This is a genomic window from Ruegeria sp. AB10 (assembly GCF_056542745.1).
In genome coordinates this window covers 15,081-41,356 of record NZ_JBQGAI010000016.1, presented here as the reverse complement: position 1 = coordinate 41,356, position 26,276 = coordinate 15,081, and the positions used below count along the sequence as shown (strand labels likewise).

At 60.0% G+C, this 26,276-nt stretch carries 27 protein-coding genes; 20 read left to right on the top strand and 7 right to left on the bottom strand.

Annotation, left to right across the window (positions count from 1 at the left end; translation table 11 throughout):
• Genes ACR0NT_RS18720 through ACR0NT_RS18710 form a run of 3 tightly spaced genes read left to right on the top strand, consistent with a single transcriptional unit; the run spans position 1 to position 3,767 of the window.
• Positions 1-1,086: a microcin C ABC transporter permease YejB gene (locus tag ACR0NT_RS18720; protein WP_170446918.1), complete on the top strand. Its 1,086-nt coding sequence runs from the start codon at positions 1-3 to the stop codon at positions 1,084-1,086.
• Complete coding sequence (locus ACR0NT_RS18715; protein WP_170446916.1) at positions 1,087-2,193, top strand: ABC transporter permease; 1,107 nt, start codon at positions 1,087-1,089, stop codon at positions 2,191-2,193.
• Positions 2,190-3,767: an ABC transporter ATP-binding protein gene (locus tag ACR0NT_RS18710; protein ID WP_170673236.1), complete on the top strand. Its 1,578-nt coding sequence runs from the start codon at positions 2,190-2,192 to the stop codon at positions 3,765-3,767. Before ACR0NT_RS18715 ends, ACR0NT_RS18710 begins: the two co-directional genes overlap by 4 nt.
• A gap of 94 nt (positions 3,768-3,861) precedes the next feature.
• Here ACR0NT_RS18710 and ACR0NT_RS18705 read toward each other — a convergent pair whose 3' ends face one another.
• The 3 genes from ACR0NT_RS18705 to hemN all read right to left on the bottom strand — a co-directional run bounded on the left by ACR0NT_RS18705 (position 3,862) and on the right by hemN (position 7,483).
• Positions 3,862-4,026, bottom strand: a complete 165-nt coding sequence (locus tag ACR0NT_RS18705; RefSeq protein ID WP_170673241.1) for a hypothetical protein — start codon at positions 4,024-4,026, stop codon at positions 3,862-3,864.
• Positions 4,023-5,951 (bottom strand): elongation factor G, encoded by a 1,929-nt coding sequence (locus ACR0NT_RS18700; protein ID WP_170673244.1) that lies wholly within the window; start codon positions 5,949-5,951, stop codon positions 4,023-4,025. The genes ACR0NT_RS18705 and ACR0NT_RS18700 overlap by 4 nt, the downstream gene beginning before the upstream one ends.
• Before the next feature lie 176 nt (positions 5,952-6,127).
• The gene (hemN, locus tag ACR0NT_RS18695) at positions 6,128-7,483 is read right to left on the bottom strand and encodes an oxygen-independent coproporphyrinogen III oxidase (protein WP_170446910.1); all 1,356 of its coding nucleotides are present in this window, start codon (positions 7,481-7,483) and stop codon (positions 6,128-6,130) included.
• Between the two features lie 61 nt (positions 7,484-7,544).
• On the opposite strand from hemN, the gene fnrL reads away from it, so the two are divergent.
• Together fnrL and ACR0NT_RS18685 are read left to right on the top strand one after the other, a co-directional pair.
• Complete coding sequence (gene fnrL / locus ACR0NT_RS18690; protein WP_170446908.1) at positions 7,545-8,288, top strand: transcriptional regulator FnrL; 744 nt, start codon at positions 7,545-7,547, stop codon at positions 8,286-8,288.
• 74 nt (positions 8,289-8,362) lie between these two features.
• Complete coding sequence (locus ACR0NT_RS18685; protein WP_170673247.1) at positions 8,363-8,614, top strand: GlsB/YeaQ/YmgE family stress response membrane protein; 252 nt, start codon at positions 8,363-8,365, stop codon at positions 8,612-8,614.
• A gap of 40 nt (positions 8,615-8,654) precedes the next feature.
• Here ACR0NT_RS18685 and ACR0NT_RS18680 read toward each other — a convergent pair whose 3' ends face one another.
• On the bottom strand, positions 8,655-9,494 hold the full coding sequence (locus tag ACR0NT_RS18680) for a universal stress protein (protein ID WP_170673250.1): 840 nt from the start codon (positions 9,492-9,494) through the stop codon (positions 8,655-8,657).
• 194 nt (positions 9,495-9,688) lie between these two features.
• Between ACR0NT_RS18680 and ccoN the strand changes: the two genes are divergently transcribed.
• From ccoN to nusG, 11 genes are all read left to right on the top strand, one after another.
• Positions 9,689-11,296, top strand: a complete 1,608-nt coding sequence (gene ccoN / locus ACR0NT_RS18675) for a cytochrome-c oxidase, cbb3-type subunit I (RefSeq protein WP_170446901.1) — start codon at positions 9,689-9,691, stop codon at positions 11,294-11,296.
• A gap of 14 nt (positions 11,297-11,310) precedes the next feature.
• On the top strand, positions 11,311-12,039 hold the full coding sequence (gene ccoO, locus ACR0NT_RS18670) for a cytochrome-c oxidase, cbb3-type subunit II (RefSeq protein WP_170446899.1): 729 nt from the start codon (positions 11,311-11,313) through the stop codon (positions 12,037-12,039).
• Between the two features lie 10 nt (positions 12,040-12,049).
• Positions 12,050-12,235, top strand: coding sequence for a cbb3-type cytochrome c oxidase subunit 3 (locus ACR0NT_RS18665; RefSeq protein ID WP_170328812.1), 186 nt, complete (start codon positions 12,050-12,052; stop codon positions 12,233-12,235).
• A complete protein-coding gene (gene ccoP / locus ACR0NT_RS18660) occupies positions 12,232-13,095 on the top strand; it encodes a cytochrome-c oxidase, cbb3-type subunit III (protein WP_170673253.1) in 864 nt (287 codons plus the stop codon). The genes ACR0NT_RS18665 and ccoP overlap by 4 nt, the downstream gene beginning before the upstream one ends.
• Before the next feature lie 369 nt (positions 13,096-13,464).
• Positions 13,465-14,340, top strand: a complete 876-nt coding sequence (locus ACR0NT_RS18655; RefSeq protein WP_170673256.1) for a LysR family transcriptional regulator — start codon at positions 13,465-13,467, stop codon at positions 14,338-14,340.
• Between the two features lie 101 nt (positions 14,341-14,441).
• On the top strand, positions 14,442-15,869 hold the full coding sequence (gene ccoG, locus ACR0NT_RS18650; RefSeq protein WP_170673258.1) for a cytochrome c oxidase accessory protein CcoG: 1,428 nt from the start codon (positions 14,442-14,444) through the stop codon (positions 15,867-15,869).
• Position 15,870: 1 nt separating this feature from the next.
• Complete coding sequence (locus ACR0NT_RS18645) at positions 15,871-16,329, top strand: FixH family protein (protein ID WP_170673338.1); 459 nt, start codon at positions 15,871-15,873, stop codon at positions 16,327-16,329.
• A 4-nt stretch (positions 16,330-16,333) separates the two neighbouring features.
• Entirely contained in the window at positions 16,334-18,511 is a 2,178-nt protein-coding gene (locus tag ACR0NT_RS18640; protein WP_170673261.1) for a heavy metal translocating P-type ATPase, read from the top strand.
• Between the two features lie 4 nt (positions 18,512-18,515).
• Positions 18,516-18,674, top strand: a complete 159-nt coding sequence (ccoS, locus tag ACR0NT_RS18635; protein WP_170328799.1) for a cbb3-type cytochrome oxidase assembly protein CcoS — start codon at positions 18,516-18,518, stop codon at positions 18,672-18,674.
• A gap of 68 nt (positions 18,675-18,742) precedes the next feature.
• The gene (gene secE / locus ACR0NT_RS18630; protein ID WP_170446889.1) at positions 18,743-18,940 is read left to right on the top strand and encodes a preprotein translocase subunit SecE; all 198 of its coding nucleotides are present in this window, start codon (positions 18,743-18,745) and stop codon (positions 18,938-18,940) included.
• 199 nt (positions 18,941-19,139) lie between these two features.
• Positions 19,140-19,673 carry a transcription termination/antitermination protein NusG gene (nusG, locus tag ACR0NT_RS18625; RefSeq protein WP_170385962.1) on the top strand — a complete coding sequence of 178 codons (534 nt, stop codon included), beginning with the start codon at positions 19,140-19,142 and terminating at the stop codon, positions 19,671-19,673.
• A gap of 97 nt (positions 19,674-19,770) precedes the next feature.
• Here nusG and ACR0NT_RS18620 read toward each other — a convergent pair whose 3' ends face one another.
• Positions 19,771-21,012, bottom strand: coding sequence for a peptidoglycan-binding domain-containing protein (locus ACR0NT_RS18620; protein WP_170673264.1), 1,242 nt, complete (start codon positions 21,010-21,012; stop codon positions 19,771-19,773).
• Between the two features lie 380 nt (positions 21,013-21,392).
• Here ACR0NT_RS18620 and rplK point away from each other — a divergent pair, with 380 nt between their 5' ends.
• Together rplK and rplA are read left to right on the top strand one after the other, a co-directional pair.
• Positions 21,393-21,842, top strand: coding sequence for a 50S ribosomal protein L11 (gene rplK, locus ACR0NT_RS18615; RefSeq protein WP_010440985.1), 450 nt, complete (start codon positions 21,393-21,395; stop codon positions 21,840-21,842).
• Between the two features lies 1 nt (position 21,843).
• Positions 21,844-22,542 (top strand): 50S ribosomal protein L1, encoded by a 699-nt coding sequence (gene rplA, locus ACR0NT_RS18610; RefSeq protein ID WP_170446884.1) that lies wholly within the window; start codon positions 21,844-21,846, stop codon positions 22,540-22,542.
• 79 nt (positions 22,543-22,621) lie between these two features.
• On the opposite strand, the gene ACR0NT_RS18605 is transcribed toward rplA, so the two are convergent.
• Positions 22,622-23,647, bottom strand: a complete 1,026-nt coding sequence (locus ACR0NT_RS18605) for a Hint domain-containing protein (RefSeq protein WP_170673267.1) — start codon at positions 23,645-23,647, stop codon at positions 22,622-22,624.
• 153 nt (positions 23,648-23,800) lie between these two features.
• Positions 23,801-24,766, bottom strand: a complete 966-nt coding sequence (locus tag ACR0NT_RS18600) for a phosphotransferase (RefSeq protein ID WP_170673270.1) — start codon at positions 24,764-24,766, stop codon at positions 23,801-23,803.
• A gap of 402 nt (positions 24,767-25,168) precedes the next feature.
• Between ACR0NT_RS18600 and rplJ the strand changes: the two genes are divergently transcribed.
• Together rplJ and rplL are read left to right on the top strand one after the other, a co-directional pair.
• Positions 25,169-25,687 carry a 50S ribosomal protein L10 gene (gene rplJ / locus ACR0NT_RS18595; protein WP_170446878.1) on the top strand — a complete coding sequence of 173 codons (519 nt, stop codon included), beginning with the start codon at positions 25,169-25,171 and terminating at the stop codon, positions 25,685-25,687.
• A 79-nt stretch (positions 25,688-25,766) separates the two neighbouring features.
• Positions 25,767-26,141, top strand: coding sequence for a 50S ribosomal protein L7/L12 (rplL, locus tag ACR0NT_RS18590; protein ID WP_170446876.1), 375 nt, complete (start codon positions 25,767-25,769; stop codon positions 26,139-26,141).
• The last annotated feature ends 135 nt before the right edge of the window (positions 26,142-26,276 follow it).

Below are 26,276 nucleotides of genomic sequence, written 5' to 3'. Positions count from 1 at the left end.
ATGGGAGCATATATTCTAAGACGCCTGTTGCTGGTCATTCCAACCCTGCTTGGGATCATGATCGTCAACTTCACGCTGGTTCAGTTCGTCCCCGGCGGCCCGATTGAACAGATCATCGCCCAGATGGAGGGCGGTGGTGACGTGTTCGAAGGCATTGCCGGAGGCGGCAGTGATATCGAGCAACAGACCGGCGGCGTCAATGACCGCTATGTTGGTGCACGCGGCCTGCCGCCGGAATTTATCGAAGAGCTTGAGAAAGAGTTCGGCTTCGACAAACCTCCGGTCGAGCGGTTCCTTGATATGATGGGCAACTATCTGACGCTGGACTTTGGTGAGAGCTATTTCCGCTCGATCAGCGTGATTGATCTGGTGCTGGAAAAGATGCCGGTGTCGATTTCTCTGGGCCTGTGGTCGACGCTGATTGCCTATCTGGTGTCGATCCCCTTGGGCATTCGCAAGGCGGTCAAGGACGGATCGCGGTTCGACACCTGGACCAGCGGTATGATCATCGTGGCTTATGCCATCCCCGGTTTCCTTTTCGCGATCCTTCTGCTGGTGCTGTTTGCCGGTGGGTCTTACTGGCAGATTTTCCCGCTGAGGGGGCTGACCTCGGACAATTGGGACAGCCTCAGCCTGTTCGGCAAAATCGCCGACTATTTCTGGCACATCACTCTGCCGGTCATTGCCCTGACGATTTCCGCCTTTGCGACGCTCACGCTGCTGACCAAGAACTCGTTTCTGGATGAGATCAAAAAGCAATACGTCATGACCGCCCGCGCCAAGGGTTTGAGCGAGGGTAAGGTGCTGTACGGCCATGTCTTCCGCAACGCCATGCTGATCGTCATTGCGGGCTTCCCGGCCGTGTTCATTGGGGTGTTTTTCAGCGGCTCGATCATCATCGAAACCATCTTCTCGCTGGACGGTCTGGGCCGTCTGGGGTTCGAGGCCGCCGTGGCGCGGGATTACCCGGTGATTTTCGGGACGCTGTTTATCTTCGGCCTGATGAGCCTTGTCGTCGGTATCATCAGCGACCTGATGTATGTGCTGGTCGACCCGCGCATCGATTTCGAAAAGCGGGAGGGGTAAATGGCACTTTCCCCACTCAACCAGCGCCGCTGGCGCAACTTCCGCCGCAATGGCCGGGCGTTCTGGTCGCTGATCATATTTTCTGTGCTGTTCGGCCTTTCGTTGTTCGCCGAGTTCATCGCCAATGACAAACCAATTCTGGTGAAATACCGGGGTGAGTTCTACACGCCGATCTTCAATTTCTACCCGGAAACCGAGTTCGGCGGCGATTTCCAGACCGAAGCGATCTATCGCGACCCCGAGGTGCAGTGCCTGATCGACAGCGGCGGAATCGAAGACTGTTTTGATGACCCCGAAGGCATCATTGATGAGATCAAGGCCGGGACTTATCAAGCCGATGGGTTCGAACGCGGCTGGGCGATCTGGCCGCTGATCCCCTATTCCTTCAACACCAGTGTCGATCGCCCCGGGGCTGCGCCTCTGCCGCCCAACAGGCAGAACCTGCTGGGTACGGATGACACCAAACGCGATGTGCTGGCGCGGGTGATCTATGGTTTCCGCCTGTCGATCCTGTTCACGCTGATGGTCACGGGGGCGGCCAGTATCGTAGGCATCTTCGCCGGGGCCATTCAGGGCTTTTTCGGCGGCTGGCTGGACCTCGTGTTCCAACGCATCATCGAAATCTGGTCGGCCACGCCGTCGCTTTATGTGATCATCATCATGTTCGCCATTCTGGGGCGCAGTTTCTGGCTGCTGGTGGCGTTGATGATCCTGTTCAGCTGGACCGGATTGGTCGGCGTTGTGCGGGCTGAATTCCTGCGGGCGCGGAACCTTGAATATGTGCGGGCCGCGCGGGCGCTGGGCGTGGGCAACATGACCATCATGTTCCGCCACATGCTGCCCAACGCGATGGTGGCGACGCTGACCTTCATGCCGTTCATCGTGACCGGCACCATCGCAGGTCTGGCCTCATTGGACTTCCTCGGCTTTGGCCTGCCATCCTCGGCCCCGTCGCTGGGCGAGCTGACCTTGCAGGCGAAACAGAACCTGCAGGCACCGTGGCTGGCCTTCACCGCGTTCTTCACCTTTGCCATCATGCTGTCGCTGCTGGTCTTCATTTTTGAGGGCGTGCGCGACGCGTTTGATCCCAGAAAGACCTTCTCATGAGCCTGGTGGAAGTGAACAACCTCAAGGTCTCGTTCCGGCAGGACGGACAGATCAGCGCGGCGGTCAAAGGCGTGTCCTTCACCGTGGATCGCGGGGAAACCGTGGCTTTGGTGGGCGAATCCGGTTCGGGCAAGTCCGTCACCGCCCTGTCCACCGTTTCCTTGCTGGGCGAAAGCGCCATTGTCGAGGGTTCGGTCAAATACGATGGCGACGAGATGATCGGCGCCTCGCAGGATAAGCTGATGGATGTGCGCGGCAACGATATCAGTTTCATCTTTCAGGAGCCGATGACCTCGCTGAACCCGCTGCACACGATCCAGAAACAGATGGCGGAATCGCTTGCGCTGCACCAAGGGCTGACCGGTGATGCGGCGCGGGACCGGATTGTGGAACTGCTGACCAAAGTCGGCATCCGTGACCCGCAGGAACGGCTGGACAGCTACCCGCACCAGCTTTCTGGTGGGCAGAGGCAGCGGGTGATGATCGCCATGGCGTTGGCCAACAAGCCGGACATCCTGATCGCGGATGAGCCGACAACGGCGCTGGACGTCACCATTCAGGCGCAGATTCTTGAATTGCTGGCTGAACTGCAGAAATCCGAGAATATGGGGATGCTGTTCATCACACACGACCTTGGTATCGTGCGCCGCATCGCCGATCGGGTCTGTGTGATGAAGGATGGCGAGATCGTCGAGACCGGTGTGACCTCTGAGATTTTCGACAACCCGCAGCATCCCTATACGCGCAAACTACTTGGCGCCGAGCCCTCGGGCCATCCCGATCCGGTCGCTCAGGATGCCGAAGAGGTCGCCCGGACAAACCACCTGAAGGTCTGGTTCCCGATCCAGCGCGGGTTCCTGAAACGAACCGTGGGCTATGTGAAGGCGGTCAACGACGCCACGCTGAACGTCCGCGCGGGCGAGACATTGGGTATTGTCGGCGAAAGCGGCTCGGGCAAGACCACGCTGGCGCTGGCGATCATGCGGCTGATCGCGTCCGAGGGCGGGATCACCTTCCGCGATCAGGACGTGCGCCGCTGGTCCACGCGACAGCTGCGGCGGCTGCGCAAGGATATGCAGATCGTGTTTCAGGACCCGTTCGGCAGCCTCAGCCCGCGGATGACCTGCCAGCAGATCATCGCCGAGGGGCTGGCGATCCACAAGGTCGACCCACACCGTGCCCCGCGTGAACTGGTCGCCGAGGTGATGACCGAAGTGGGCCTCGACCCGGCGGCGATGGACCGCTACCCGCATGAGTTTTCGGGCGGGCAGCGCCAGCGCATCGCCATCGCGCGCGCCATGGTGCTGCGGCCCAAATTGCTGGTGCTGGACGAACCCACCAGCGCGTTGGACATGACGGTTCAGGTGCAGATCGTCGACCTGCTGCGTGATCTGCAGCGGAAATACGGGTTGGCCTATCTGTTCATCAGCCATGACCTCAAGGTCGTGCGCGCCATGTCCCACAAGGTGATCGTCATGCGGAATGGGGATGTTGTCGAAATGGGCACGGCCGAGGACTTGTTCGAAAACGCCCAGACAGACTACACCCGCGAGTTGATTGCGGCGGCCGGGTAGCATGAGGGAGCAAGGAAATGACTACATTGGGAAGGCGTTCTTTATTGGCGTCTCTTGCTTAGTTGCGTTCACAAGCGAAGAATTCTGGGATTCCCTAAAGGCTCAAATAGGTCTCTGCGTCGCAATTTTTGTGGTGTTGTTTGGCAAAACCTCTTGGGAGTGGTTCAAAACCAAACTCTAGAGGTGTAAAGGCAGAGGCGATGGCGCGTTTGGCGCCTTCGACCTCCTCAAGCTTGTTGGGCAAAGCAAATTTGCTCAAGCGCTGGCTTTCTCCTTTGCGGCCGATTTCGGCACCGGCCCGCGCAGTTCTTCATAGTGATCAAAGCTCAGCTTGACCCAGCCGGTGCCGCGCGTGGCACTGGCGAGGGTGCGGTGCAACTCATCCTCGGCCACGGCGGGAAGCTGGGCGTTGAAAATCTCCCAGCCCGAGGCGTTGGGATTGCCTTCAAAGCCCAGAACCTGACCCTGCAGTGAGCTGATGGTTGGAACCAGATCGCCGACGAAATCCGAGGGCAGGTGAATCTCGGCATTCAGAATCGGTTGCAGGACCACAGGTTTGGCCTGTGGCAAGGCCTCGCGCACGGCGTTCTTGCCCGCAGTCCGGAAGGCGTAATCCGAACTGTCTACATTGTGATGCTTGCCATCGCTGAGCGTGACCTTCACATCGACCACCGGGAAACCTTCAGGCCCTTGCGCCAGCGCGTCCTTGGCGCCGTGTTCGACCGACGGGATATAGTTCTTGGGCACCGCGCCGCCTTTGACGATCTCTTCGAACTGGAAACCCGCCCCGCGTGGCATCGGCGCGACCGAGATCACCACATCGGCAAACTGCCCAGCGCCACCGGATTGCTTGCGGTGACGGTGGCGATGTTCGACGGGTGCACGGATGGTTTCGCGATAGGCGGTTTCGACCTGTTCGGCCGCGATTTCGATGCCAAAATCCTCGGCCAGCTTGGCGGTGACGCGCCGCATGTGCTGCGGCCCTTGCGAGCCCAGAATGGCGTGGCCGCTCAGTTCGTCCTGTTCCAGATGCAGGCCGGGGTCGATCTCGACTAGACGGGTCAGGGCGTTCGACAGGCGCACATCGTCGCGTTCATGCGCTGGGGACACGATTTGGCGGAAGGCAATGGGATGGGACGAGGCCCATTCCGGCAGCGGTGCCGCCTCGGTACTGTCATAGAGGTTGCCGGGGTTCAGGTGGTCGGATTTGACCGCCAGCCCGATTTGCCCGGCAGGCAGGTCCGCGATCTGCGTCTTGGCGTCCAGCGTGGTCAGGTTGCCGACGGTTTCACCGCCCAGATTCTCATGCGCTTTGACGCCATCACCCAATCCGCGCAGCACGACGATCTTGCCGATATGTTTCTTCACATCTGCAAACCCGGCAATGGCGCGGGCGTTCTCGGCGGCCTCGTCGCGGTTGGCGGCGATATCGAACTCGGGTGCCTCATGACGCAACGCCTTCATCAGGCGGGTCAGGCCGTTGCCATGGCTGGCCGCGCCCAGACAGGCCGGGATCAGCTGGTGGTTTTGCAGCACCTGCGCGGCCAGGTCATAGACCTCGTCGCTGGGGGGCTGCTTGTCCTCGATCAGTTGTTCCAACAGATGGTCGTCGAAATCCGACAGGGTTTCCAGCAACTCGGTGCGGGCCTCCTGTTCGCGGTCCTCAACCGATTGCGGCAGTTCGATCAGGGCTGAGGGCTGCCCCTCCTGGTATTTCCACGCCCGTTCCGAGATCAGATCGACCGCGCCGATGATCGTGTCTCCCTCGCGGATCGGCACCTGGCGCAGGGCGATGTGGTGGGTGCAATAGGTCTGCAACGCCGCGATAATGTCCCGGATGCGGCCATTGGGATGATCCATGCGGTTGATGAACAGGAAACAGGGAATGCCCGCCTCTTCGACCAGCCGAAGGTAGGGGGCGCACAGGACGGCCGCGTTCGGGTCTGGCGGGACGACCACCACGGCGGCGTCCGAGATTGCCATGGCCGGGCCGACATAAGCCAGATTGTCGCCGCCGCCATCCACGTCGATCGCGCACCAGGGCTCGTCCAAGTAAGAAAAACCGTGCAAATGCACGGTTCCGGAAACGTCGAATGTTGTGGGCCGGTCGTCGAGGCGGCTGATGGCCTCGACCAGGGTTGTTTTGCCCGATTGGCTGGGGCCGAGGACGGTGAAAACGCGCATAGGTGCTGTCCCTCTTTCAAATTGCAGATCGACTGCACGAAAAAGGTAGCCTCACGCGAATGCGTCGGCGCAATTGTCTGTTACTCGGCCTGCCCCAGGTGCGGGCGAGACGTTCGCCCGCCCTGCAAGTGTGTGAAAAACCGACCCGCCGCGTCAAGCCCTGACCTCTTGACGGGTCAGATTGCTGAGCTGTGGCCGGCTTTGCTCAGATCATAGGCGTCAAAGCTGCGCGCGATCATGCGGGTCAGCGGGCGCGCCTCGGGCGGGATGAACAGCCCGTCCTCGGTGATGCGCAGCAACCCGTCAAAGGCGCTGTTGGCATCCTGATACATGCGCTGCAACTCGGCGGCTGTGATGTCGTGGTCGCGCAGAATCTCGGCGCTGTCGATCTGGAAGTCGCACATCAGTGCCTCGATCAGCCGCGAACGCAAGATGTCCTGCCCTTTGAACAGGTGCCCGCGCGAGGTCGAGAACCGCCCTTCGCGGATCGCCTTGGTATGAGCAGACGTTGCGGGCGCGTTCTGCGCATAGCCCTGCGGGAAGCGCGAGATCGAGCTGGCACCGACGCCGATCAGAACCTCGGCCTGATCGTCGGTATAGCCCTGGAAGTTCCGCTTCAGCCGTCCGGCTTTCAGTGCATGGGTCAGGCCGTCGTCCTGCGTGGCAAAGTGGTCGATGCCGATTTCGGCATAATTGTCCCACATGAACAGGCGGCGGGCGGTGTCGAACAGGTCCAGCCGCTCTTCGGGGGTGGGCAGGGCGTCCGAGGGAATCAGCTGTTGCCGCTTGGCCATCCACGGGACATGCGCATAGCCATAAAGCGCCACCCGGTCCGGGCTGAGCGACAGCAGTTTCTGTACGCTCTCCGTCATGCGGGTCTTGGTTTGATGGGGCAGGCCATACAGGATGTCGGCATTCAGGCTGTTGATCCCGCGGGCACGGATCATGTCCACCGCTTCGCGGGTGGTGTCATAGCTTTGGATGCGTCCGATGGTCTTTTGAATCTCATCGTCGAAATCCTGCACCCCGATCGAGGCGCGGTTCATACCGGCCTCGGCCAGCGCGTCCAGACGGCCTTCGTCGATCTCGTTCGGATCGATCTCGACCGAAAACTCGGCGTTCGGTCCCAGCGGCACCACGTCCAGAATCCGCGCTGCCAGATCGCGCATAAGATCCGGGTTCAGCAGGGTCGGCGTGCCGCCGCCCCAATGCAGACGCGACAGGGTGATCCCTTCGGGCAGACGCTCGGCCAGCAGGTCCAGCTCGGCCTTCAGCACGTCGACATAGGCGATGACCGGATTGTCCGTCTGCGTGCCCTGCGTGCGGCACGCGCAGAACCAGCACAGCCTGCGGCAGAAGGGGACATGGATATACAGCGATACGGAACTTCCGGGCTTGAGGCCGGAAATCCAGTTGCTATAAAGACTTGACCCCACATCATTGCTGAAGTGGGGGGCGGTGGGGTAGCTTGTATAACGCGGGACTTTCGCGTCAAATAGTCCAAGCTTTGCCAATTGAGGTTTCACTATCATGGCGGTACGTTTAGGGGACGGGCCGCCTAGTTGCATTGACCGAGATCAAGTGGAAACGCGCATGACACCGATATTCAAGATCGACCATACGAACTGTGGAGACTGCCCCATCCGGCATCGCGCAGTGTGCGCGCATTGTGATGCGAACGAGCTGGAAGAGCTTGAAGATATTAAGTATTACCGCAGTTTCGAAGCCGGTCAGACGATTATCTGGTCCGGGGATCAGATGAACTTTGTCGGCTCGGTCGTGTCGGGGATCGCCTCGCTGACCCAGACGATGGAGGATGGCCGGACACAAATGGTCGGCCTCTTGCTGCCCAGTGATTTCGTTGGTCGGCCGGGACGTGATTCTGCGCCTTATGACGTTCAGGCAACTACTGATCTGGTCATGTGCTGCTTTCGCAAAAAACCTTTCGAAGAATTAATGAACTCCACTCCGCACATCGCGCACCGGTTGCTGCAGATGACACTGGACGAGTTGGACGCCGCCCGTGAATGGATGCTGGTGCTTGGGCGCAAGACCGCGCGTGAGAAAATTGCCAGCCTGTTGTCGATCATCGCCCGCCGCGATGCCTCGATCAGCAAAAAAGGTAATACCGGCCCGATCATATTCGACCTGCCCCTGACCCGCGAGGCGATGGCGGATTACCTCGGCCTGACGCTGGAAACGGTCAGCCGGCAGATTTCGGCCCTGAAAAAGGATCAGGTGATTTTGCTGGAAGGCAAGCGCCACGTCACGATCCCCGACATGGGCCGCCTGATGGAAGAGGCCGGCGACGACTCGGATGGCGGGTTTCTGGTCTGACACGCTTGCGGCGTGACTGAGGCTGCGCGCCGTGATTAACTGGGCCTGAGTGGCGCAATCCTCAGGAGCGAAGCATGGAATTCAGTAGCATTCTGGCGATGCTGTTCATCGGCGCAATCGCCGGGTGGCTGTCGGGCAAGATCATGGAAGGCCGCGGTTTTGGTCTGATCGGCAATATCATCGTCGGTGTCGTCGGAGCGTTTCTTGCCGGATTGATCTTTCCGGCACTGGGTTTTGCTGTCGGAGGCGGCGTCTTCTCCTCCATCTTCTTCGCGACGGTCGGCGCAGTGATCCTGCTGTTCCTGATCGGGCTGGTGAAAAAGTAAAAACCGCCCCCGAGGGGCAGCTTTTGCGATCCTATTTGGCCTAGTGGGTCAGGAATACCGGTACCGTGGATTGTTCCAGCATGTTCCGCGTCGCACCACCCAGAATGGCTTCGCGGAATCGTGAATGGCCGTAGGCGCCCATCACGATCATGTCCGCTTCGGTGTCTGCGGCGTGCCGGTTCAGGATGTCCGACACGCGTGTCATGGTTTTGCTCAGCACGTCGATCTCGCATTTTACGCCGTGGCGGGCCAGCATCTGTGACAGCATTCCCCCGGGGTCCGACCGATCCGGGCCGTGGCGCGGCGGATCGATGACGACGATGCGCACCAGATCGGCTTCGATCAGGAAGGGAATGGCGCGGCGAATGGCGCGCATGGCCTCGACGCTTTCGTTCCAGCCGATCAGGATCGTGCCGGGCCGCGCGAAGGGCGCGGCGTTCTGTGGCGTGATCAGAACCGGCGCGTGACCTTCGAACATCGCTGCTTCGACGATGGGTTCGGCCTCGGCACCGCGATCCTCTCCGTAGGGTTGCGGCAGGATGACAAGGTCAGAGAACCGCGCGCGATGGGCGACGTGGCGGCCGATATCCGAAATCTGCGCCACCCCGCTTTCGGCGGACCAGCGGGTATCGGTCTTGCCCAGATAGGTTTTGGCGTAAGTCAGGATTTCCTCGGCTTCGGCATTGGCGCGGGTTAGCGTTTCCTGAAGAATCAGCGCGTTGGCACCCGCGTAGTAATACCCTGTCTGGCTGCGGTCGACGCCCAGACACAGCGCCTCGATATGGGCGTCCTGTGCGGATGCCAGCGCCGCCATCTGGGCCAGGGCCGGATCGCTCGGGCTTGTGTCCGTCATGACGGTGAGAAGAGATTTATACGCCATTTTGACCTCGTGCCTGCAGAGCGTCTTGCTGCGGCCTGATGACCCAGCCGCCAAATTACGATTGTCACAGAAATCGGGCTATTGTCTTGACACAGATCAAAGCAGTTCTGGCCTCTGTCCGACAAAACAGCAGCCAGTCAAATAAGCCCTGCGGCATATAAAGAATCGCGTGGGGCATGGCAAAGGGACGCAATATGTCAAATTACATCAAGCTGATCGTGCTTGGTCTGATCGCGATATTCGCGGCGATCGGAACCAACTATGCACGCGATTTGGCGTATCAGGTGCACGCAATTCTGGTGATGGTGATCGCCGTTGGTTTGTTCATCTGGACGCTTAGAAATACCGATGAGCCAGATATTCTCGTGGATCGCTCGGGCGAATACATGGATGGGGTCATCCGCTACGGCGTGATCGCAACCGCCTTTTGGGGCGTGGTCGGGTTCCTGGCGGGAACCTTTATTGCGTTCCAGCTGGCCTTTCCGGTGCTGAACTTCGAATGGGCGCAGGGTTACATGAACTTTGGCCGTTTGCGCCCGCTGCACACCTCGGCGGTGATTTTCGCATTTGGCGGCAACGCGCTGATCGCAACCTCGTTCTATGTTGTGCAACGCACCAGCGCCGCGCGCCTGTGGGGCGGCAATCTGGCGTGGTTCGTGTTCTGGGGCTACCAGCTGTTCATCGTGCTGGCCGCAACCGGTTATGTTCTGGGCGGAACCCAGTCGAAGGAATACGCCGAGCCTGAATGGTATGTTGACCTGTGGCTGACCATTGTCTGGGTGGCCTATCTGGCCGTGTTCCTGGGCACCGTGGTCAAGCGGAAAGAACCGCACATCTATGTGGCCAACTGGTTCTATCTGGCGTTTATCGTCACCGTTGCGATGCTGCACCTGGTCAACAACATGACCATCCCGGTCAGCATCTGGGGTTCGAAATCCGTAATCGTCTGGTCGGGCGTGCAAGACGCCATGATCCAGTGGTGGTACGGCCACAACGCCGTGGGCTTCTTCCTGACTGCGGGCTTCCTGGGCATGATGTACTATTTCATCCCGAAACAGGCCGAGCGCCCGGTGTTCTCGTACAAGCTGTCGATCATCCACTTCTGGGCGCTGATCTTCCTGTATATCTGGGCCGGTCCGCACCACCTGCACTATACCGCGCTGCCTGACTGGGCCTCGACGCTGGGCATGGTGTTCTCGGTCGTGCTGTGGATGCCTTCGTGGGGCGGTATGATCAACGGTCTGATGACCCTGTCGGGCGCATGGGACAAGCTGCGCACCGACCCGGTGATCCGGATGATGGTGATCTCGGTCGGCTTTTACGGCATGTCCACCTTTGAAGGTCCGATGATGTCGATCCGTGCTGTGAACTCGCTCAGCCACTACACCGACTGGACCATTGGTCACGTGCACTCGGGCGCGTTGGGCTGGAACGGCATGATCACCTTTGGTGCGCTGTACTTCCTGGTGCCTGTCCTGTGGAAGCGTGAGCGTCTGTACTCGCTGCAGATGGTCAGCTGGCACTTCTGGCTCGCCACTATCGGCATCGTGCTCTACGCCGCGTCGATGTGGGTGACCGGTATCATGGAAGGCCTGATGTGGCGTGAAGTGGATGCCAACGGCTTCCTGGTGAACTCGTTCGCCGATACCGTGGCGGCCAAGTTCCCGATGTATGTGGTGCGTGCTCTGGGTGGCGTGATGTTCGTCGCCGGCGCTGTGATCATGTGCTACAACCTGTGGATGACTGTGCGGAAGGCACCGGCCAAAGAGGCCAGCCTGACCGTCGCGGTCCCGGCTGAATAAGGAGGGCCGGAGCAATGGCAATTCTCGACAAACATAAGATCCTCGAGACCAACGCGACCCTCCTGCTGATCTTCAGCTTTCTGGTCGTGACCATCGGTGGCCTGGTTCAGATCACCCCGCTGTTCTACCTTGAGAACACCATCGAGAAGGTGGAGGGCATGCGCCCTTACACCCCTCTCGAAATGGCGGGGCGCGAGATCTACATCCGCGAAGGCTGCTATGTCTGCCACAGCCAGATGATCCGCCCCATGCGGGACGAGGTTGAACGCTATGGCCACTACTCGCTGGCGGCTGAGTCGATGTATGACCATCCGTTCCAGTGGGGCTCCAAACGGACCGGGCCTGACCTGGCACGTGTGGGTGGCCGTTACTCGGACCAGTGGCATGTGGACCACCTGCGTGACCCGCAGTCGGTTGTGCCGGAATCGGTGATGCCGAAATACGGCTTCCTCGAGCACCGCAAGCTGGACGGCAAGTATATCGGTGACATCATGAAGGCAAACGCCCTTGTCGGCACGCCCTATACCGAAGAGATGCTGGCAAATGCCCAGGCGGACTTCCGTGCGCAGGCCGATCCGGACAGCGACTATGACGGGCTGCTGGAACGCTATGGTGACAAGGTCAGCGTGCGCAACTTCGACGGTCAGGCTGAACTGACCGAAGCGGACGCGCTGGTGGCCTATCTGCAGATGCTGGGTACGCTGGTCGACTTCTCGACCTTTACCCCGGACGCGAACCGCTAAGGAGGGTGTGATGGAAGAATATACACTCCTGAGGCAATTCGCGGATAGCTGGATGCTGCTGCTGTTGTTTGCCTTCTTTGTCGGCATCGTCATCTGGGTTTTCCGCCCCGGTGCCAGCAAGGAATATAAGGACACCGCCAACATCCCGTTCCGGCATCAAGACAAACCCGCCACATCCGAGGAGGCGCGGCAATGAGCAAGACACCTGAAAAACTGCCGGGCGATCCTAAGACAACCGGACATAGCTGGGATGGCTTGGAAGAGTTCGACAACCCGATGCCCCGCTGGTGGCTGTGGACCTTCTACGTCACCATCATCTGGGGCGTGATCTATACGATCATGTACCCCGCATGGCCTCTGGTTCAGTCGGCAACGGCTGGTGTGACCGGCTGGTCCTCGCGCGGGGAAGTGCAGGAGGAAATGGTTTCCTTCGAAGAGGCGAACGCCCCCTGGAATGCCAAGCTGGTTGAAACACCGCTGGAGCAGATCTCGACCGATGCCGAACTGCAGCAATATGCGGTGAACGCTGGCGGCGCTGTGTTCCGGACTTGGTGCGCGCAGTGCCACGGCTCGGGTGCGCAGGGCGCGACCGGCTTCCCGAACCTGCTGGATGACGCCTGGCTGTGGGGCGGTACGCTCGAAGATATCGAGTTCACCATCGCCCACGGCATCCGGAACGAGGAAAGCGACGATGCGCGCTATTCCGAGATGCCGGCTTTTGGCGAGATTCTCGAAGGCGAAGAGATCACGCAGGTGGTTCAGTACGTCATGTCGCTGACCAATGCGCAGACCGACGATGCGGCGGCGCAGGCGGGCAAGGTTGTCTTTGAAGACAACTGTGCGGCCTGTCACGGCGAAGATGGCAAAGGCGATGTCTTCCAGGGCGCGCCGAACCTGACCGACGCCATCTGGCTCTATGGCGGCAGCCAGGAGGCTCTGACCGAAACGGTGACCTACAGCCGCTTTGGTGTGATGCCTGCCTGGGAAAACCGTCTGACCGACGCGCAAATCCGCGCTGTCACTGCCTATGTCCACCAGCTTGGTGGTGGTCAGTAAGGTTTAAAGAATACCTTCGGACGGCTTGCCGCCCGAAGGTTGAGGCACCGGCTGTTCCATCTGTTCGCGCGTTTCCTGAACAGCCGGTGCTACAACCCCAAACTAGTGTTCCGCCCCGACCCGGTCCAGAGGACCCGTTATCTTGGGCCCGAACCTGTGACGCGCAAGCTTACTTTCCACCAGGGATCATCGCGCAGCCGCTGTTTCGGTTTGTGACGCGTCTCGGTTTGGGTGGCGACCATGAAGGTTCTGGCAAAAACAGACAGCATCTGATCTCTCCTAAGTCTGGTTGCAATTGGGTTCAGGATTGATCTGCGGGTGTGAAAATGCGACTCAATTGGAAATCAAACGTGTAAGCGGGATTTACATATGGATTGGTTGCGGATGCCTTCCCTTGCGTCACTCAGGGCCTTTCATGCCTTTGCGGAAACAGGGAATGTAGTGCAAGCGGGCGCGCTGCTGAATGTCAGCCATGCTGCCATCAGCCAGCAATTGCGCGCGTTGGAGAAGCATCTTGCCGCCGCGCTGCTGGACCGAAGCGGAAAGTCCATGACCCTGACCCCCGCGGGCGAGAAGCTGGCCCGTGCCCTGCATCTTGGTTTCGGCGCCATCGGCGATGCCGTGGCCGACCTGATGCACCTGACCGAAGATCGCCCGGTTCACATTTCGCTGACCGCGTCTTTTGCGGCCTCGTGGCTGATGCCGCGCCTGCCTGCTTTTCAACTCGACCATCCCGGTATCCCTCTGGTGCTGGATCCGTCGCCTGATCTGGTCAGTCTACGCCCGGGTGGGGTGGATGTGGCGATCCGGTATGGGGACGGGAACTGGCCCGGACTGGCATCAGAACTGTTGCTGCAAAGCCCGATCGTGATTGTCGCCGCGCCGTCTCTGCTGCACGGCAGGGTGTCTATGACCCCGGACGAGCTGAGCCAGCTGCCCTGGCTTGAAGAGCTTGGAACCACCGAGGCGACCTCGTGGCTGGCCCGGCAGGGTGTCGAACACGGCCCCCGTGCCGGTCGTATCGTGTTGCCGGGCAATCTGGTGCTCGAAGGGCTGCGGGCCGGGCAGGGGGTGACCGTCACCGCGCGGCATTTCGTCGAACCCGACATAAAAACGGGCCGCCTTGTCGAGCTGTTTTGCGAACCGGGTGAACGGGGTTATCATATCGTCACCGGTGACACGCCGCTGCGGCCCGCGGTCAAGGTTTTTGTGGGATGGCTCAGGCGGCAATCCGGTCGCATGTGACAAAAGGTGTCTGTGCGATGCGCTTTTGACCCATGTCAAAGTGGGACGCGTTGTGATTTGGGACAAGATGCCTAAAAAACAGCCACATCTGGAGCCAGCTCGTGAGCGATTCCGACCCCGCCCCCAGCCTATACGTCGCTAGGGAGCCCATCTATCCCCGGCGCGTGTCCGGTCCTTTTCGAAACCTGAAATGGATCATCCTCGCGGTTACGCTAGGGATTTATTATCTGACGCCGTGGATCAGGTGGGACCGCGGCCCCAGCCTGCCGGATCAGGCGGTGCTGCTGGATCTTGCGAACCGGCGATTCTATTTCTTCTGGATCGAGATATGGCCGCACGAGTTCTATTTCGTCGCGGGCCTGCTGATCATGGCGGGCCTCGGGCTGTTCTTGTTCACCTCGGCGCTGGGGCGTGTGTGGTGCGGCTATGCCTGCCCGCAGACCGTGTGGACCGACCTTTACATTCTGGTCGAACGCTGGATCGAGGGCGACCGCAACGCCCGCCTGCGCCTGCACCGGCAGGAGAAACTGGATTTCCGCAAGGCCCGGCTGCGTCTGACCAAGTGGACCGTGTGGTTGTTGATCGGCGTGGCCACCGGTGGCGCATGGGTGTTCTATTTTGCTGACGCACCGACATTGCTGCGTGATCTGGTGACAGGCAATGCCCACCCGGTTGCCTATACAACCGTTCTGATCCTGACCGGCACGACCTTTCTGTTCGGTGGCTTCGCGCGCGAGCAGATTTGCATTTATGCCTGCCCCTGGCCGCGTATTCAGGCTGCGATGATGGACGAGGACACTCTGGTCGTCGGCTACCGCGAATGGCGCGGTGAGCCGCGCGGCAAGGGCAAGCGGACAGCGGATTCCGAGTTGGGCGACTGCATCGACTGCATGGCCTGCGTGAATGTCTGCCCGGTGGGCATCGACATCCGCGATGGCCAGCAGCTGGAATGCATCACCTGCGCGCTGTGCATCGACGCCTGCGATGACATGATGGCCAAGATCGGCAAGCCGCGCGGCCTGATCGATTATATGGCGCTCAGCGATGAAACCCGTGAACGCGCGGGCGAGCCGCCCAAGAATGTCTGGAAACACATCCTGCGGCCGCGGACCATCATGTATACGGCGATGTGGGCGGCGGTCGGCTTTGGCCTGCTGTTTGCGTTGTTCATCCGCTCGGATATCGATCTGACTGTAGCACCGGTGCGCAACCCGACCTTTGTGACCCTGTCCGACGGCACCATCCGCAACACCTATGACGTGCGCCTGCGCAACAAACATGGTGAGGATCGGCCGTTCGAGCTGACGCTGGCCGGTGATCCGGCGCTGCAGCTGCAAATCGAAGGGATCGAGGGCAGCACTGTTAATGTCACAGCGGATACGGCACAATTGACCCGCGTTTACATCATTTCGGCAAAAGGCACCGGACCTGCGGCTGCGGCCTCTACGCCTGTGCGCATCTGGGTCGAGGATGTGGAAAGCGGTGAGCGCGCCTATAAGGACACCACGTTCAATGGACGAGGAAACTAAGATGGCCGAGCGTCAGTTCACCGGAAAGCACGCCCTGGCGGTGTTCGTTGCCGCTTTTGGCGTGATCATCGCCGTCAACCTCGTGTTGGCTTATAGCGCGGTGAAGACCTTTCCGGGGCTTGAGGTGAAGAACTCGTATGTCGCCAGTCAGGAGTTCAACGAGCGCCTGCAGGAACAGCAGGCGCTGGGTTGGACCATCCGCGCCGAAATGTCCGGCGGGTTGCTGATCCTGCACATCACCGACAAGACCGGCGCCCCGGTCAAAGTGACCGAATTGCAGGCCGTCGTCGGACGCGCCACCCATGTGAAAGAGGATTTCGCGCCCGATTTCACCTTTGACGGTCAGGCCTATGCAGCCCCGGCGGCTTTGGGCAAGGGCAACTGGAACATCCGTCTGGTGGCCAAGGACAGTTCGGGTGCCGAGTTCGCGCAGCGTGTGCCGCTGTATGTGAAGGGGTGACCGGATGACGGCGCAGTTTACATCCGGCACCGCGGCCTGTCCGGGTTGCATTGCCAGCCCGGCGGAACCGGCGCGACCCATTCCGCAGGATGTGCAGATCGCGCTGTCGCTGCCGGGCATTCATTGCTCGGCCTGTATCGCTACGGTGGAACGTGAGCTGAACGGCCATCCCGGCGTGGAAGACGCGCGGGTGAACCTGACGCTCAAACGCGCGATGGTCAAAGCGGCGCCCGATCTGCGCGCTGCCGACCTGATCCCGGTGCTGGAGAATGCGGGTTTTGAAGCGCATGAGCTGGACCCCGGCGCCCTGTCGGCCACGCAGGCGGACAAGGCAGGCCGCGATCTGCTGATGCGGCTGGCTGTCGCCGGGTTTGCCTCGATGAACGTGATGCTGTTGTCGGTGTCGGTCTGGTCGGGGGCCTCGGACGCCACGCGCGACATGTTCCACTGGATTTCGGCGGCGATTGCGCTGCCCGCGATTGCCTTTTCCGCGCAGCCCTTCTTTGCCAACGCCTGGAGCGCCTTGCGCGTACGCCGTCTGAACATGGACGTGCCGATTGTGCTGGCCATCGTGCTGGCGCTGGTGACATCGCTGTGGGAAACCGCACTCAGCGGTGAGCACGCCTATTTCGACGCGGCGCTGACGCTGACCTTCTTCCTGCTGGCGGGTCGCTATCTGGATTATCGCACCCGCGCCGCCGCCCGGTCCGCGGCCGAGGAGTTAACCGCGCTTGAGGTGCCCCGCGCCATCAAGCTGGTCGATGGGGCCGAAGAAGAGGTCGCCGTGGCTACTCTGGCCGTCGGCGACCTGATCCTTGTCCGGCCCGGTGGCCGAATGCCGGTGGATGGCGAAATCGTCTCGGGCCAATCCGAACTGGATCGCTCTTTGCTGACGGGTGAAACTCTGCCGGTTTTCGCCGAAGCAGGCCTGAGCGTCAGCGCTGGTGAGGTCAACCTGACCGGCCCCCTGACCATCCGGGCGACAGCGGTGGGCGAGGATACCTCGCTGCACCGTATGGCCGATCTGGTCGCCATCGCTGAATCCGGGCGGTCGCGCTACACCTCGCTGGCGGACAAGGCGGCCAAGCTTTATGCGCCTGGCGTGCACATCCTGTCGGCGCTCAGCTTTCTGGGTTGGTATATCTATTCCGGCGATATCCGCACCGCGCTGAACATCGCTGCCGCCGTTTTGATCATCACCTGCCCCTGTGCGCTTGGTCTGGCGGTGCCTGCGGTGACCACGGCGGCCTCGGGGCGGCTGTTCCGCAAGGGGATGCTGATCAAGCACGCCACTGCGTTGGAGCGTCTGGCCGAGGTCGATACAGTTGTTTTCGACAAAACTGGCACGCTGACCTCGGGCACGCCCGAGCTGACCAATCTGGGCGATCATTCCCGCGCGGATCTTGAGATTGCTCTGGCATTGGCCGAAGCGTCCTCGCATCCGTTGTCGGTGGCTCTGACCAAAGCGACGCGGGACGCCGGGATCAAGCCGGCTACCCTCAAAGACGTCACCGAGGTGCCGGGTTATGGCACCGAGGGCAACTGGCGCGGCCAGCGGGTGCGCCTGGGGCGCGCCGCATGGACCGGCGCGGAAGAGGGCAATCAGACGGCGGCCTGGCTGTCTGTTGGTGGACAAGCCCCCGCAACCTTCCTGTTCACGGACAGCCTGCGCCCCGGCGCGGCTGAGGCGGTTCAGGCCCTGCGCGATGCGGGCAGGGATGTCATCCTGATTTCCGGTGACACGCAGGGCGCAGTGCAGGCTTTGGCCGAAAAACTGGGAATCGACAATTGGGTCGCGCAGGCCCTGCCGCAGGACAAGGCGGCCCGCGTGCAGGAGCTGAGTGATCAGGGCCGTCACGTCCTGATGGTCGGCGATGGGCTGAATGACACGGCGGCGCTGGCAGCGGCGCATGTGTCGATCTCTCCGGCCTCGGCGCTGGACGCGGCGCGGGTGGCGTCGGACATCGTGCTGCTGGGCAATGATCTTGCCCCGATCGCGGATGCCTGCGATACCGCCGTGAAGGCGACCAAACGGATTCGTGAAAACTTCCGCATCGCCACCGTGTATAATATCATCGCGGTTCCGCTGGCCGTGGTTGGCCTGGCCACGCCGCTGATTGCGGCGCTGGCGATGTCGACCTCGTCCATCACCGTGTCCCTGAACGCCCTGCGTCTGAGGTAAACCGATGGAAGTTCTGGCCTATCTGATACCGATTTCCCTGCTTTTGGGCGGGGTTGGCCTGGTGGCGTTCATCTATACGGTGCGGTCGAACCAGTATGACGATCCCGAAGGGGACGCGCGCCGTATCCTCAGCGATGAATGGGACGACAAGCCCAGGCCCTGACGGCCCTTGAAATTGCCGCAATGCCCGGTTATGTCCGGCCCATCCGCTAGCAGAGAGAACCAAGCCAAATGGCAACTATGAATCCGATCCAGTTCATTCAGCAAGTCCGTGCCGAAGTCGCAAAGGTCGTCTGGCCGACCCGGCGCGAAGTTCTGCTGACCACGGTCATGGTGTTCATCATGGCGGCGCTGACGGCCGTGTTCTTTGCGCTGGTCGATCTGGCCATTCGCGGTGGGCTTCAGGCGATCCTGGGTGTGTTCGGCTAAACCGCCTCGGGCGGGCGGAAACGCCACTGCCCCCTTGCGCCTCGCGCGATGTCAGAGTAGGTGACGCGGTATTATTCGGAATGGGCGTGCGGCGATTCGGGCTGTGCGCCGCTTTTTATTCCGGGTGATGCGATGGAAATTCAATGACGGTGCCTACGGCGATCCGAACGCACCGAAAGTAAACAAGGACGACAGGTTCATGGCGAAACGGTGGTACTCGGTCAGCGTTCTTTCGAATTTCGAAAAGAAGATCGCAGAGCAGATCCGCACGTCCGTGGCCGAGCAGGGCCTTGAGGACGATATCGACGAGGTTCTGGTGCCCACCGAAGAGGTGATCGAAGTGCGCCGGGGCAAGAAGGTCACAACCGAACGCCGCTTCATGCCCGGCTACGTGCTGGTGCATATGGAGATGTCGGATCAGGGCTATCACCTTGTGAACTCGATCAACCGCGTCACCGGTTTCCTGGGCCCGCAAGGCCGCCCGATGCCGATGCGCGACGCCGAGGTGAACCAGATCCTCAACCGCGTTCAGGAAGGTGAAGAAGCGCCCAAGCTGATGATCTCGTTCGAGGTCGGCGAGAAGGTCAAGGTCAACGATGGCCCGTTCGAAGATTTCGATGGCATGGTCGAAGGCGTGGACGACGAGAACCAGAAGCTGAAGGTCTCGGTTTCGATTTTTGGTCGGGAAACGCCGGTCGAACTGGACTTTACCCAGGTGACCAAGCAGGGCTGAGCAAGCCGCTTCAGGAATTTGAAAAGCCGCGATGCAGAACGCATCGCGGCTTTTTTTTGTTTTTAGCCGCAATCACAAGCGGCGCAGTATGGCCGACTTATTGCGTCTGGACCATGGCAGCGCGCAAGAGTTGCGGGCGGTCGGTCTGAGAGGGCAAGAAGACGGCCTGAGATCCCGCGTCCAGCGCCGACAGGCTTGCATCATACCACTGCATGGCAAGGTCGCGGCGTTTCTGTACGCCGAAACCTTCGCGTAGATGGTGGCCAATCAGTTCTCCGTAGGCGGGTTCGCCCATTGCAACCAACATCAGCGCCGAGCCAACGGCGGCATCCATGTTGTCCTCGCGGTAGCCTATAGCCAGACAAACCTTGCTTGTTGCGGCGAGATCCTCGGGGCTAAGCCCGGAATCCAACGCAAGTTTGCGCATTTGAGTTTCCGCCTCATTTTTTGAACTGAGAGACAGCGAAACAACCTGCGGCGCCAACATGTCACCAAACGAGTCGCACTGAGCGGCGACCTGATCCGGGGTCAGACCCTGGATGCCCTGCATCAAATCTTCTCCGCGCGACATCGCATAGCTACGGGCAAGGCAGAACTGTTCGCTAAGTGCAAAATCAGGATCGGACATGTTTGACAGAGTCGTGTAGCCGCCATTTGTTGATGTCTGAAGCATTACTCCGCTGCAGCGATTGGCGAGGGAAGGACCCCCGGTACCACCGGAAAACAGGCTCGGCAGGCTGGCGGTGGTTGTTTCAGTCGCGGTCGCCTCGGGTGCCGGCGCGGGTGCTGGCGCAGGCGCAGGCGCGGTCACAACCGGTGTGGGCGTTGCCTGTACCTGAGGAGCGGCTGCCAGCGCAGAACCGGTATGTACCTGCTGGCGGTAGGCCATCAGCAATGGCTGACCCGAGAGTTGAGTTGAGGCCTGACCGCCGCTGGTTCCCCAATAGTAGGCCTGCATAAGGAAGTCGCGCTGATAGGGTTGGAAATCATAGCCATTCACAGGATAACCCATGGAGGCCTGATACCGTTCGATCGCTGTGCGCGTGCCGCGTCCGACCTGACCATCGACCCGTCCGGCATTGTAGCCAAAGTAGTTGAGCGCCGTCTGTGTCTGCGCGCCCTGCGAGGTCGACGGAATACCCGACCGGTAGGTCGGTGAGGACCTTGTGGTCGTTCTGGCTTGCTGCTTTCTTTGCTGATCCTTGCCTATTGCGTACCCGATGACGCCGCCGACGACAGCGCCGCCCAGGATTTCGCCTGCGTCAGCCCGCACGATTTGCGGCGCGGTCCCTGCAAAAGAGAATGCAATGGCAAACGTTGCGATTAATCGAAAGATCATAATAAACCTCCACTAAAAACACCTATTTTTTATGACTATACCACAGGCGCGGGTCTTGATGTGAGGCAATGACAAAGACGTGCTCAACACATCGGCGCCTGCTGGATTTGGGTGTTTTTTCGAAGGGTTAGGGGCCATTGGCGCAACCGGGAAACGCGCGCGGTATCCCGAGGCTTGGCGATTTGTCATCGGTGCCGATTCGAAAACTCAAAGCGGAACGCTCGTCCCCTTGCCAACCCCTACATTCCCCTGTAAACGCCGCCTCTATCGTCTTCGGGCGAGATTCTCTCGTGGGAGGTTGCAGGGATCGCGATCCCGGATCGGACCACGCAACATAAACCGGGTGGGACGCGTTCCACCTACGTTGAAAGGAAAACCAAATGGCCAAGAAGCTTGCTGGTACAATGAAGCTGCAGGTTCCTGCAGGTCAGGCAAACCCGTCGCCGCCAGTTGGTCCGGCGCTGGGTCAGCGCGGCATCAACATCATGGAATTCTGCAAGGCGTTCAACGCCAAGACCGCAGACATGGAGCCCGGCGCTCCGTGCCCGACCGTGATCACCTACTATCAGGACAAGTCCTTCACCATGGACATCAAGACGCCGCCCGCGTCTTATTACCTGAAAAAAGCAGCTGGTCTGAAGCCGGTCGGCAAGCGTAACCGTCCCCGTGGCGCGGAAAACCCCGGTCGTGAGACCGTGGCCACCGTGACCTCGAAGCAGGTTCGCGAAATCGCCGAAGCCAAAATGAAAGATCTGAACGCCAACGACGTCGAAGGCGCAATGCAGATCATCCTGGGCTCGGCCCGCTCCATGGGCATCGAGGTGAAGTAAGATGGCAAAACTCGGTAAACGTACCCGCGCTGCGCGCGAAGCTTTCGCCGGCAAGGAAAACCTGTCGGTCGAAGAAGCTGTTGCCCTGGTCAAAGCCAACGCAACCTCGAAATTCGACGAGACCATCGAAATCGCGCTGAACCTGGGCGTTGACACCCGTCACGCTGACCAGATGGTTCGCGGCGTTGTCGGCCTGCCGAACGGCACCGGCAAAGCGATGCGCGTTGCTGTTTTTGCTCGTGGCCCGAAAGCTGACGAAGCGAAAGAAGCAGGCGCGGATATCGTTGGCGCAGAAGACCTGATGGAAACCATTCAGGGCGGCACCATCGAATTCGACCGCTGCATTGCCACCCCGGACATGATGCCGATCGTCGGCCGTCTGGGTAAGGTTCTGGGCCCCCGCAACCTGATGCCGAACCCCAAGGTCGGCACCGTGACCATGGACGTGAAAGCGGCCGTGGAAGCAGCCAAGGGCGGTGAAGTTCAGTTCAAGGCGGAAAAAGGCGGCGTTGTGCACGCTGGCGTTGGCAAAGCGTCTTTCGACGAAGCCAAGCTGGCCGAAAACGTCCGTGCCTTCGTCTCGGCTGTTGCCAAGGCTAAGCCGTCGGGCGCCAAGGGCACCTACATGAAGAAAATCGCGCTGAGCTCGACCATGGGCCCGGGCGTGACTCTGGATGTGGCGGCTGCATCGGGCGAATAAGCCCAAAACTACCGCTTAGACAGAATGAACCCGGGTTGTGGATGCAACCCGGGTTTTTCTGTTTCTGATCTCCGTTGGTTCAGAGGTAGGCGCGGAGTACGCTGGCCTCGCGCGCGCCAATTGTTGCCGCCGCAGTGTGCCGGAACGCGTCGCTGGCGTGCTGGATCGACGGAAACAGCGCAAGAATTTCCGTTTGCTGTGGTGACGAGAGCGCTTTTTTCGCGGTGTCGCCGTAATAGTAGCTTTCGGTAAGTGCGCCGTTCGAGCGGACGATGTGGTGACGGTCAAACATGAAATGCGTGTAGGTCACATGGTCCATCTCGCGGATGGAAATGCCCGGAAGACCGCAAAGATGCTTGGCTGCCACGAAGACCTCGGGCGAGGCGAACAGCATGTCGGTCGCGGGTGATTGAATCAGGACCCGGTGCTGCTGTGACAAAACCAGTTCCCGCGTATTTCCGATTGCGCCCGGTTCAATGACAACCGGAGCAAATGCGCCGAAGCCGGGAACCTCGGTTGTGCCGATCCAAAGGATTGGCTGAAGCCCGCTGTCCCGGGTCCAGACGTGCTGACCACGCTTGAGAGATTGAACCTCGGCCTCTCCTTCAGCGGTTTCAATCAGAGTTCCCGCCCCGAAGCACGTGATGTAGTCCGAATAAGAGGAGCTACCCGAATTGGATCCGCTGATCTTGACATACGAAGTGCCGGGTGTCAGGGGCGCCGAAGTTGCATAGCCCCAGACATCCTGTGTGATCCCGTTCTGGGAAAACACATAGATATCAATCTCTGGTCCGGTGGGGTTTCCGTTGATGTCCAGCGCCCGCACCGTGATGATGGACTCGGATTCAACCTGTGTGCCGTTGGTGACAATTCCACCGCCATTGGTAATAACGTGACCCGATTCCTGATCGTCATTGAAGACAGCCCGGCTGCCACTGGTGTCATCCAGTGTGACCGTGGTTCCCGTGCCGCCGGAATATTGAAAAACGGTCCCGTTCGGAGTGTCGGAATTGTTGATGATCGGATCGCCGACAATTCCCGGATCAGAGCTTGACGTAACAACCAGGCTGGAACTGTCCTGGGCGAAAAAACTGCGAAGTACCATTTAGCAAAGAGACCTTTAAAACGCCTGTTTTCGCGGGTCTTTCGTCAAAGACCGGCTACTGTTTGATCTGGGTATAAAACGGCCCTGATGTAAACAGTCAACCTGAGATTGGCGTTAACAACGGCGTTATCAAACAGTGGCCGGGGCCTCGCCCTAACCCTGCTTGAAGGCGAGGTGTAGCCGATCACCCAGACGCTTCCGTCGATCCTCTTCGTAGGGGCTGCAGGTGTGATCGACGTGCCACGACGCCAGCCAGTCTTTCAGAAGGCGTCCGCGGATGCAGAAATCCAATATCCCCATATGGATCGGATGCCGATAGCGGCGAAAGAACATGTCCTTGTTCGGTTTCACAATGCCGCTGCGGTCCACATCAGAAGGGTCCGCATCGCGGAAGATATCCGATTTGAGGAAGTCGACGATGTCGTAGACGGCGAGCTTCTCGCGCACCTCGGTGAAATCCAGCCCGATCATCTCGCCCTTGCCGACAATCAGGTTCTGGCCGTGAAAGTCGCCGTGCGAAAACACCCGTGTTTCGGGGATACCCTTCAGCTGCAGCGCCGAGCTTTCCAGGATTTCCGCCATCTGGGTGCCTGCTGTCCGGATGTGCGGCGGCACCGATGGCAGCAGATCGTTGATGGTGTCAGTCATCCAGCGCGGGCGGAACTCATATTCCGTGGCAGGTTGAAAGCCATGCAGATCGTGCAGCCACGCCCCGGCGCGGCGGTAAATCCGGGCAACCTGATCGTCGTCTGTGCTGTTGTGGATCACGTCGACGGCGGTGGGCCGGTCGATGAATTCGGATACAAAGAACATGTTCCCCGGTGACAGGTAATGGGGGTGCACCACGCGCGATGTCTCGTGCTGGTCGAAATACCGCGCCAGCCGGGTCAGAATATCGAATTCTGTCTGCAGCCGGCCGGTTTCGGGCGAGGTGGTGTCGATCTTTATCGCATAGTCCCGCAAAGGTCCTTGTGCCCGAAGAACCAGTCGCGTGTCGGGAAAGCCGTGCGACCGGTATACGCAATCGAATTGCAACGCCCCGTCCAGCCCGGCATGGCGCGCGAACTCTGCGACAAACTCGGTTGCGCGCCTGTGTTCATCTTCTGTGAGAGTTGGCATAGGGGGTAAAAGCTGGACACGAAGCAAGGGGTTTGGTTGACTGGACCCCAGCGCGCAGGCCATGTCAATCGCTGACAGGGGCCGATGCGCGGCGGCATGGTCTTGCCAAACCGCTCGGACGGTCAATTTACCCCTTGGAAACCCCGGCCATCTGCCCTAAAGAGAGCTGCGGAGTAAAGCGTGCGATTCGTCGTGCGCTTTATTTCGTTTCGTCCAAGACGGTGGGTGGGTCCATCTGGCCCCTTAATTCCCTGCCTGAGACGGGTAAGACCAAAGAATTCTGAGGGTCACGATCCTCGGGCGAGTTTTGGCCAATCCCGTAACAACGGACCTGAACGCCGGGGCGCAAGCCACGGCAAATATGAGCCGGGGTGAGATATCGCCCCTAACTTGGAGAGAACTGTGGATAGAGCCCAGAAAGAGAAAGTGGTCGAGGAACTCGGCCAAATCTTCGAAAGCTCTGGCGTCGTAGTGGTATCGCACTACGCCGGTCTGACAGTTGCCGAGATGCAGGACCTTCGCGCACGTGCTCGTGACGCGGGTGGCTCCGTGCGTGTTGCCAAGAACAGGCTCGCCAAAATCGCCCTTGAGGGTAAGCCGTGTGAAAGCATGGCCGACCTGCTGACAGGGATGACCGTTCTGACCTATTCCGAGGACCCCGTGGCAGCAGCCAAGGTGGCCGAGGACTTCGCCAAGGATAACAAGAATTTTGAAATCCTCGGCGGTGCAATGGGCGAGAACGCTCTGGACCGCAAAGGCGTTGAAGCCGTTTCGAAAATGCCGTCGCGTGAGGAGCTTATTGCTTCGATCGTGGGCTGCATTGGCGCACCTGCTTCGAACATCGCCGGCGCGATTGGCGCACCTGCAAGCAACATCGCAAGCATCCTTTCCACCATCGAAGAGAAGGCGGAAGCTGCGTAAGCGGTTGGCACTGAATGATCTGCGTGGGGCATTTGCCCTGACGTTGGAACACACACTGTAAACGGAAAGAGCTGATAAAATGGCTGATCTGAAAGCACTCGCAGAAAGCATCGTGGGTCTGACCCTGCTGGAAGCACAAGAACTGAAAACCATCCTCAAAGACGAATACGGCATCGAGCCCGCAGCTGGCGGCGCCGTAATGGTTGCAGCTGGCGGCGACGCCGGTGGCGCAGCTGAGGAAGAAAAAACCGAATTCGACGTCGTTCTGAAGAACGCCGGCGCATCGAAAATCAACGTCATCAAAGAAGTTCGCGGCATCACCGGCCTGGGCCTGAAAGAAGCCAAGGAACTGGTCGAAGCTGGCGGCAAGATCAAAGAAGGCGTGGACAAAGCAGAAGCAGAAGACGTCAAAGCCAAGCTGGAAGCAGCTGGCGCCGAAGTCGAGCTGGCCTAAGCTTGGTCTCTGGTGCATCGCTGATGCGCCGAAAAATTTGGCTGGGTCCGGAGAAATCCGGGTCCAGCCGAACCTGTCTTAGAAAGGGCCTCATGGGGTGGGGCGTTTTCTAAGACGCGGTTCTTGGATCGGGAG